The sequence below is a fragment of the Dactylosporangium sp. NPDC005555 genome (assembly GCF_040605635.1).
GTDB lineage: Bacteria > Actinomycetota > Actinomycetes > Mycobacteriales > Micromonosporaceae > Dactylosporangium.
Genome location: NZ_JBEXDG010000043.1, coordinates 85,646 through 95,043, shown reverse-complemented (window position 1 = coordinate 95,043; position 9,398 = coordinate 85,646). Strand labels below are relative to the sequence as shown.

At 67.9% G+C, this 9,398-nt stretch carries 5 protein-coding genes; 1 reads left to right on the top strand and 4 read right to left on the bottom strand.

The features are described 5' to 3' along the window. Both ABZS58_RS35825 and ABZS58_RS35820 read right to left on the bottom strand, forming a co-directional pair. Positions 1-1,419 (bottom strand): endo-1,4-beta-xylanase (locus ABZS58_RS35825; protein WP_354787704.1); only part of this gene is annotated, 1,419 nt, incomplete at its 3' end. Between the two features lie 444 nt (positions 1,420-1,863). After that, positions 1,864-2,901: a LacI family DNA-binding transcriptional regulator gene (locus ABZS58_RS35820; RefSeq protein ID WP_354787707.1), complete on the bottom strand. Its 1,038-nt coding sequence runs from the start codon at positions 2,899-2,901 to the stop codon at positions 1,864-1,866. A gap of 445 nt (positions 2,902-3,346) precedes the next feature. On the opposite strand from ABZS58_RS35820, the gene ABZS58_RS35815 reads away from it, so the two are divergent. Next, positions 3,347-4,906 carry an alpha-L-arabinofuranosidase B gene (locus ABZS58_RS35815; protein ID WP_354787703.1) on the top strand — a complete coding sequence of 520 codons (1,560 nt, stop codon included), beginning with the start codon at positions 3,347-3,349 and terminating at the stop codon, positions 4,904-4,906. 251 nt (positions 4,907-5,157) lie between these two features. Here ABZS58_RS35815 and ABZS58_RS35810 read toward each other — a convergent pair whose 3' ends face one another. Continuing rightward, positions 5,158-7,029 (bottom strand): DUF4118 domain-containing protein, encoded by a 1,872-nt coding sequence (locus ABZS58_RS35810; protein ID WP_354787702.1) that lies wholly within the window; start codon positions 7,027-7,029, stop codon positions 5,158-5,160. Positions 7,030-7,411: 382 nt separating this feature from the next. Then, positions 7,412-9,223, bottom strand: a complete 1,812-nt coding sequence (locus ABZS58_RS35805; RefSeq protein WP_354787701.1) for a DUF4118 domain-containing protein — start codon at positions 9,221-9,223, stop codon at positions 7,412-7,414. Between the last annotated feature and the right edge of the window lie 175 nt (positions 9,224-9,398).

The following is a 9,398-nucleotide window of genomic DNA, read 5'->3' as shown; positions in this document are numbered from 1 at the left end:
CTGCTGGCCGTTGCCGGTGCCCCAGACGTCCAGGCAGCGTCCGGACTGCACGCCGGTGATGGTGCCGTTGCTGTTGACGTTCCACTGCTGGTTGGACTGTCCGTTGCAGCTGTAGATCTGCACCGCGGCGCCGTTGCCGGAGCCGGCGGCGTCCAGGCACACGTTGCCGTAGACGGTCAGCTGCCGGCTCGACGTGGCGGTCCACTGCTGGTTGCTCTGCCCGTGGCAGTCGTACAGCTGGACCCGCGTGCCGTTGTTCTGCGAGGCGTTCGGCACGTCGACGCACCGGCCGGACTGTGCGCCGACGATCCGCTTCGCGCCGCCCGGCGGGGTCGACGGCGATGTGGACGTCGTGCCGCTCGCGGTCGGTGACGTGGTCGGGCCGGCGCCGTTGAGGACGTTGAGCACCGAGTTGTAGGCGGACTTCTTGTTGCCGCCGCCGTCGAACAGCAGCGGGCTCTCGTTGGACCGCCACGAGTCGCTGTCCCGCACGCCCCACACGGTGATGCCGATGCAGCGGGGCACGTTGATGCACGCCTGGGTCAGCCCGGCGTACTGGCTGGTCGCGGAGTTCGTGACGTCGACCTCGGTCAGCGCGACGTCCACGCCCAGGGCCGCGAAGCTCGACAGCGTGGTCTGGAAGTTGCCCGGCAGTGAGCTGCCGCCGGTGAAGTGCGTCTGCAGGCCCACGCAGTCGATCGGCACGCCGCGGGACTTGAAGTCCTGGATCATGCGGTAGACGCCCTGGGTCTTGCCGTACGACCAGTTCTCGATGTTGTAGTCGTTGTAGCACAGCTTCACGGACGGGTCGGCGTTGCGCGCCGCGCGGAACGCGGCCTCGATCCAGTCGTTGCCGGTGGCCTGCAGGTTGGACTGCCGGCGGCTGCCGTCCTCGTTGAAGGCCTCGTTGACCACGTCCCAGGCCGCGAGCTTGCCCTTGTAGTGGCCCATCACGCCGTTGATGTGGTCGATCATCGCCTGCCGCAGGGTGCTGCCGCTGATCCCGCCCCACCAGCTCGGCTGCTGGGAGTGCCAGGCCAGGGTGTGGCCGCGCACCTTCAGGCCGCGCTGGGTGGCCCAGTTGTAGATCTGGTCGCCCGCGCTGAAGTTGAACTGGCCCCGCGAGGGCTCGGTCGCGTCGGGCTTCATCTCGTTCTCGGCGGTGATCATGTTGAACTCGCGTCCGGCGATCGTCGAGTACGTCGAATCACCGAGCCTGCTGGCGGCGACCGCGGTGCCGAAGTACCGGCCCGACTGCGCCGCCGCCGCGCCCAGGGTGCTCGCGGCCGCATTGGCGGCGGGGATCATCATCACCGCACCCGTCGACGCTACCGCGGCGACGACGGCGGCGATCGCCACCCGGACCCGGAGCGTTCGTCTCCGTGGGGTGTCGGCGGCGTGAAGAGGTCTGGCTGCCACTGTGGACTCCTTGTCGGTTCTGTCCGGGACGCCGACCATCGCACGCACGGCAGGCCGTAGCCGCCGCGCGCAAAGGGGTGTCGGTGATGTCGCACGACCCGGACCGGTGAACGGTGGGCTTCAATGCATCGCCATGCTCACACGGCAATTTCGAGGGGACAATACTTTCCGAAACTCTTTCGGAGCGGGGTGGCGAAATCCGGGCTCACGGGCAAAGCCGGGTCCGCCGCGTCCGGTGGCGATTTGTGCGTTTTACAGGATTTTTTCCCGTAAATCGGCCACGACCTGGGGGGCCCAGCTCTGAAACTTTCGGGAACTCAGCGCCGGATGTTGCGCCTCGGATCGGGTTTCACCCGGCGGATTCGCCGGGATGCAGGTCGGCCGGGCGGTACGCGACTTGAGGTGACATCGCCGCGTAACACTTTTTGGCGAGCAGTTCCCTGCTCATTGTGTTCGCGGAGAGTTGTGTGCCGAATGCCCCGCCGCGCAGGGCTCAGCGGTGCTTTCGCGGACGATCAGGGTCGGTGTCACGCTCGGCACCGGCTCCGACGGGCTGAGCCGGTCGCGCGGGTCGGTCTCGATGAGCCGCACCAGGGCGGCGATGCACCGCCTGCCGACCTCGTCGAAGTCCTGCCGGATCGTGGTGAGCGGCGGGCAGAGGTACATCGCCTCGGGGATGTCGTCGAACCCCACGATGCTGACGTCGTCCGGCACACGGATGCCCCGCTCGTGGAAGGCGCGGATCATGCCTAGCGCCATCTGGTCGTTGCCGGCGAACACCGCGGTGGTGTTGCCTTGTGCGGCGAGCTGCAGCCCGGCAGCGTATCCGGACCGGGCGCTCCAGTCGCCGGCGATGACCGCGGGCGCGTGCAGGCCCGCGTCTGCGAGCGCCGTGCGCCAGCCTTCGATGCGGCCCCGTGTCTCCAGCCAGTCCGGTGGCCCTGACACGTGCCACACCTTGCGATGGCCGAGCTGGATGAGGTGCTCCACGGCCTTCCGCGCACCGGCGACCTGGTCGACGAAGATCGTCGGCACCGCGCCACCGATCTCGGCCTCCACGGCGACGGCGGCGACGCTCGACGGCAGCCGGTGCAACGCGCGCGCGACGGCTCCGTGCGGCGCGATCACCACCACGCCGGCGACGGACTGATCCGTGAGGGATTCGAGGGCCGAGAGCACGCCGTCGTGGTCGATCCGCTCCAGCGTCGAGATGCTGACGCCGTAGCCCTCGACACCGGCGGCTCGTTCGATGCCGAGCAACGTCGCCGCGGGACCGTACAGGATCGTCTCCAGGGTGACCACTCCGATGAGGCGGGAGCGGCGGTTCGCCAGGCCGCGCGCCATGGCGTTCGGGCGATAGTTCAACTGCCGCATCGCGTCGAGCACCCGCTCGCGCGTGGATTCGCTGACCTCCGGGCGGTTGTTGAGCACCCGTGACACCGTCTGATGCGAGACTCCCGCAAGCCGCGCGACGTCATTCATCACCGCTGCGCGACCGTAATTCATGAAGCGCCCCCTTCGTTGGCGCTCATGTTAGCGATGCCACGACTGACTTCATATATTGCCGAGATGATTTCTGAATGCTAGGGACCCGGCGCGCACGCGGGCCTTCTCGGCTCGTTTCGTGCGAAGGGTCAGGGATCTGTGGACTTTGGACCGGGACTCCTCATAACAGTTTTCCGCACCTGCCTTCTCTTGCTTTCAGTAGTTGCCCGCATCGATGGATGGCGCTATGTTAGCGCTCACATCGCAAACTCTCCGCCATTGGGTTTGCGTGGGCGTCGGCGTCGCCTTGTCGAGAGGAGCCGTGCAGCGCCGCCGCCGGCTCCCCTGCCGCGGATCGTCCCCGTCCGAGCGTCGCCCGACCGGTCCGCTCGGCGGCGGTCACGCAGCCACACCCCGGACACCGTCAGGAAGAAGGTCAACCGTGGCCCTACGGCCACGAAGTCGACGCATCCGTAGCGCACTGCTGGCTGTTGCCGCCGCGTGCGCACTTGTCGCCGGCGTCCTCGTCGGCAGCGGCACCTCGCAGGCGGCGACCACCCAGCCGTGCGACATCTACGCCGCGGGCGGCACGCCGTGCGTCGCGGCGCACAGCACCACCCGGGCCCTGTTGGGCGCGTACAACGGACCGCTCTACCAGGTCCGCCGATCCTCGGACAGCACCACCCGGGACATCGGCCTGCTCAGCGCGGGCGGCTACGCCGACGCCGCCGCTCAGGACACGTTCTGCGCCAACACCAGCTGTGTCATCACGATCATCTACGACCAGTCCGGCCGCAACAACCGGCTCACCCAGGCGCCGCCCGGTGGGTTCCAGGGCCCGGCCCCCGGCGGCTACGACAACCTCGCCGACGCCAAAGCGGCGCCGATCACCATCGCCGGACACAAGGCCTACGGCGTTTTCGTGGCACCCGGCACCGGCTACCGCAACAACACCACCAACGGCATCGCCAAGGGTGACCAGCCGGAAGGCATGTACGCCATCTTCGACGGCACCCACTACAACGGCGGCTGCTGCTTCGACTACGGCAACGCCGAGACCAACAGCCGCGACAACGGCAACGGCACCATGGAAGCGATCTACTTCGGCAACAACAAGGTCTGGGGCACCGGCGCGGGCAACGGCCCATGGGTCATGGCCGACCTCGAGAACGGACTGTTCTCCGGCGTGAACCCCGGCAACAACGCCGGCAACCCCAGCGTCAGTCACCGGTTCCTCACCGCCGTCCTCAAGGGCGAGCCCAACCACTGGGCCATCCGGGCCGGCAACGCCCAGTCCGGCGGCCTTTCGACGTACTACGACGGGAAGCGTCCCAACGCCTCCGGCTACAACCCGATGAAGAAGGAAGGCGCCATCATCCTCGGCATCGGCGGTGACAACAGCCACGGCGCCGCCGGCACCTTCTACGAGGGCGTGATGACGTCGGGCTACCCGTCCAACGCCACCGAGGACGCCGTCCAGGCCAACATCAACGCCGCCGGGTACGGCGCGTCGGGCAACCCCGACCCGGGCTCACTGACACCGGGCTCAGCCATCTCGCTGCGCGCCACCACCGCCTGCTGCACGACCCGGTACATCAGCCACACCGGCAGCACCGTGGCCACCTCGGTGATCACCGCCGCCAGCTCGGCCACCGACAAGGGCAACGCCTCCTGGACCGTGCGGGCCGGGCTGGCGAACAGCTCCTGCGTCTCCTTCGAATCCCGCAACGCCGCCGGCAGCTACCTACGGCACCAGAACTACCAGCTGTACCTGAACGCCAACGACGGCAGCTCGTTGTTCGCCTCCGACGCGACGTTCTGCCCGCAGGCCGGGCGGAACGGCCAGGGCAACTCGTTCGCCTCGGCCAACTTCGCCAGCCGGTACATCCGCCACTACAGCAACAACGTCTACATCGCCAGCAACGGCGGCTCGAATACCTTCGACGCCACCGCAGCATGGTCCGACGACGTCAGCTGGGTGGTCAGCACCTCTTGGGCGTAATTGCCCTGCGACACCGGCATCAAGGTTGAGCGGTCGCCCCGCGGGTGCGTGGGGCGACTGTCCCTGTCGATCGGACCAGGGGCAGAAGTTGCAGTGATGGTGAGACGTCGATTCCCGTTCCGTGTCGCAGCAATCGTGGCACTCGTCGTCCTGGCGGCCGTCGTCACGGCCGTGAGTGGCGGCCCGCGCGGCACCACAGCACCCGCCTATGGGCTCGAGCATCCGGTGGTGTTGCGAAGGATCGACGAGGCTCACCGCGAGGAACCGGCGGCCGGCGGTCTGGTCGTGTCGATCGGGATCTTGACCAGGAGGGTTGTGCCGCTGCCGGCCGGGCTCACGATCTCCAGGTGGCCGCCGACGGTCTCGATGCGGTCCTGGAGCCCGATCAGTCCGGACCCCCGGCCGGTGCTGGCACCTCCGATGCCGTCGTCCTTGATCGAGAGTCGGAGGATCGCATCCCTCGCCGCGGCATCGACATGCACCACGGTCGCCTGGGCGTGTTTGGTTGCGTTCGTCAGCGCTTCGGACACCACGTAGTACGCCGCCACCTCGATTCGCTCGGGCAACCGTCGGTCGATGTCCAGGGCGAGCTCGACAGGAAGCGCACAGCGGCGGGCGAGGCTTCTGAGCGCCGGGCCGAGTCCGCCCTTGGACAGCATCGCCGGATGGATGCCCCGTGAGATTTCCCGGAGATCCTCGCAGACGCTGGTCAGACCGGTCGCGATTTGTGTCAGTCCCTCGTGCGTCGTGTCACATCCGGTTGGCAGTGTGGCCTGCAACATGCGTGCCTGGAGGCCAAGCGAAATGAGATGTTGCTGCGCGCCGTCGTGCAGGTCGCGTTCGAGCCGCCGACGGGCTTCGTCGGTGGCGGCGACGATGCGGGCACGGGAGGCAGTGAGCTGCGCACGGCTGTCGGCGTTGGCGATGGCGGTCGCAACCAACTCGGTGAAGTCGGCCAGCCGTGCTCTCACCGCAGCCGGTATCGGTGTGGACCTCGTAGTTGAAACGACGGCTGCGCCCCAGAGCCGACCTTCGACCACGACCGGCACGCCGACCCCCGAACGTATGCCTAGTTCTCGCAGGACCGCGGCGGTGGAGCCTTCGGCGTTGTCGTAGTTCGCCCCGGCCGAGCGGCCGGTGCGCCTGATCATCCCGGAAAGGCAGTCGTCCTCAAGCCGGAGGCACGTCCCGGCCGGCATCTCGACCATGCCGGGCTCGTTGCGGCCCGAAACGAGGGTGCCCGTGTAGTCCGGCTCGTAGCGGATGAGCCCCGTGCTGTACGGGCCGAGGAGCTGGCACAGTTCGGTGGTCACCGCGTTGAACACCTCGGCCGGTGAGGCTCCGTGCGCGACCAGGGTCGCCACCCGCCGCAACGAGGCCTGTTCCGTTACCAGTCCGGTAGCCTCTTCGCGGGCCGCTCTCAGCGAGTCGGTGATCTCCTTACGTTCACGTGCCGCGCCCAGCAGCGACTCCAGGGATGGCACCACCCGCTGCCGCAAACGCTCCCGGGTCCGGTCGGGGACGTCAGCAGGGATCAGCAGCGTGCCCAGGTGCGTCACGCCGTCCCACAAGGGGAATGCGGTCCACTGCTCGTCCCCGGGAACCGCCTGGAGGTTGATTGCCGCAGACTGCAGCTCGAACGCTTCCGCGAGCCGCTGCGACGCAGGGCCAAGCGTCGAACGCAGATCGTCGGCGCGCAACATGCGGTGCGCCAGTTCGGCGGCGAGGTCTGCCTCCTGACGGCGCTCAGACGCCTCGGCTGCGCGGGATCGGGCCAGGTTTGCGACGAAGGTGGTGAACAGCCCAGCTGCGATGAACGCCGCTACCGTCTGCAGGTCATGGCGGGTGGTGAGGTTCAGCGACCAGAAGGGGGTGACATAGAAATAGTTAAATGCAATGGCACTGGCCACCGACGTCAACACGCCGAGCCAGGCGCCCCACACGCTCGAGACCACCAGAACGCCGCACAGATAGGCCACACTTCGGGCGTCGTCTCCAGAGCCTCCCCTGAAGGGAAGCAGCGCGACCGTCTGCACCGCAATGAGAACCATTGCGGTGATCAGCCCGACCTCGAACGGCGGCCGCTTCTGCGACAGCAACAGCGCCATCAGGCGCGCCGACATCAGCGACCGCCCTCCACGCCTTACGTCAACACGGGGCGGCTGCATCTGGCTCAATACCGCCCACATCGACCCGTGACGGCACCCCGACGTACTTTGCGTCGTCCCTTAACGATAGCCCGAACCAGCGACCTGCTCCGTGACGAACAGGCGGCGCCCATGAGTGATCAGCTGAGGCGCCAGCTGGCCGGAACGCAGCGTTGGCCGCACAACTGCCGCGATCGAGGCCCAGTGTCAGCAGGGGCTGCGGCGCTGCCGACGGCCGAGACAATCGCACGATGGCCCGCACGACAGCGGCGCAGACCGGCAGGCCGCGACGACGGATGCACCACCGCGGCGCGGTCCTGGTATTCCTCTTAGCGGACATTGAAACAGTCGGCGGCGTTCATGCCTTGTCGATTGGGATCTTGACCAGCAGTGCTGTGCCGTGTCCGACGGGGCTCAGGACTTCCATGTGGCCGCCGAGGACCTCGATGCGGTCCTGCAGGCCGATCAGCCCGGATTCCTCGCCGGGGCAGGCTCCGCCGATACCGTCGTCCTGTATCGAGAGCCGGAAGACCGCATCCTCCGCCTCGGCGTCAACGTGCACCACAGTTGCTCGGGCATGCTTGGCGGCGTTGGAGAGCGCTTCGGACACGACATAGTACGCGGCCACCTCGGCAAGTTCGGGCAGCCGCCGGTCGATGTTCAGATGGAGTTCCACCGGGATCGCGCTGCGGCGGGCGAGTGACTTGATCGAGGGGCCGAGCCCGCCCTTGGACATGATCGCCGGATGGATTCCCCGCGAGACCTCCTGCACGCACGCGAATACGCCGTTCAGGCGCTGCGTCGTCCGTGACAGCTGCTCTTTGTACCTGTTCAGCTCGGGCGGCATTGATGCCTCGAGCATGCCCAGATCGAGCCCGACCGAGGCGAGACCTTGCAGCGCTCCATCGTGCAGCTCTCGTTCGAGCTGTCGTCGAGCGTGGTCGGCGGCGGTGACGATGCGGGCGCGAGAGGCGGCGATCCGCGCACGACCCCAGGCGTTGGCGATCGCGGTCGCGATGAGGTCGGTGAAGTCGGCCAGGCGCGCCTCGGTGGCGGGCGGTATGGGCTCGGCCGTGAACGACACCACAGCGAGTACGCCCCAGAGACGGCCCTGAGCCATAACGGGAATGCCCACCGCTGAGCGCATACCCAGCCCGCGCGCGGGCGCCGCGGCCAGGCCCGTGGCATTCTCATGGCTGTTGATCCGGGTCGGACGCCTGGTGCGGAATACCGTCCCGACGAGATCGTCCACCTCGAGCGGTACGGACGTCGGGCCGTTCGGCTCACTGAGACCTGCAAGGCGGGTGACGGTGCAGTCCGGCTCGTAGCGCATCAGTGCTGTGCGGACCGGCCCGAGGGTCCGGCAGAGCTCTGCCGTTATCGCGTCGAACACGTCGGTTGGTGAGGCCTCACGTGCGACCAGTGTGGCCACGCGCCGCAACGCGGCTTGTTCTTCCATGAGCACGGTGGACCTTTCGCGGCTCGCTTTCAGCGAGGCGGTGATCGCCTCGCGGTCAAGTGCAGTGCACAACAGCGTCTCCAGCGACGGCACCACCCGTTGCTGCAGGCGCTCGCGGGTCTGTTCGGGGAGGTCGGCCGGAACCAGCAGGGTGCCCAGGCGCGTCGTACCGTCACACAGCGGGAACGCGGCCCGCCGCTCGTCCCCGGGAACCGCATCGAGCTCGATTGCCGCGAACTGCAGCTCGAGCACGTGCGCGAGCTGCTGTGCCGTCGGGCCGAGCGCCGCGCGCAGGTCGTCTGCGCACAACATGCGTTTGGCCAGCTCGGCGGTGAGGTCGGCTTCCTGGCGGTGTTGCGACGCCTCGGCGGCTCGGGAGCGGACCACGTCGGCAAGGCGGCTGGCCACCAGCCCAGTGGCGATGAACACCACGAGGGTCTGCAGGTCCCGACGTGCGGTGAAATCGAACGCCCAGAAGGGCGGGACGTGGAAATAGTTCAAGGCGATGGCGCTGGCCACCGCTGTCACGATGCCGGGCCCGGCCCCCCACACCATCGAGACGACCAGGATGCCGCAGAGGTAGATCACGGCTGGGGCGCCCGCTGGAGAGTCTCCCCTGAGGGGAAACAGCACGATGGTCTCCGCCGCGACAAACGCCACGGCGACCACCAGCCCGAGCCAAAGCGGCGGCGGCTTCGGCCTCAGCAGCAACGAAACTCGGTTTGCGCGCACCGGCTACCGTCCTTGACCTTGCGTCAACACGCGACGCCTGCGCTCACCCATCACCCCGGGAAGCCACCGTGAATCGCCAGGCGTGCTGACGCGCCCTCACGCAAGGGTATTTTACCGCAAAAACAACGGTTTGATCCCGCTGGGCGGGCAGTCC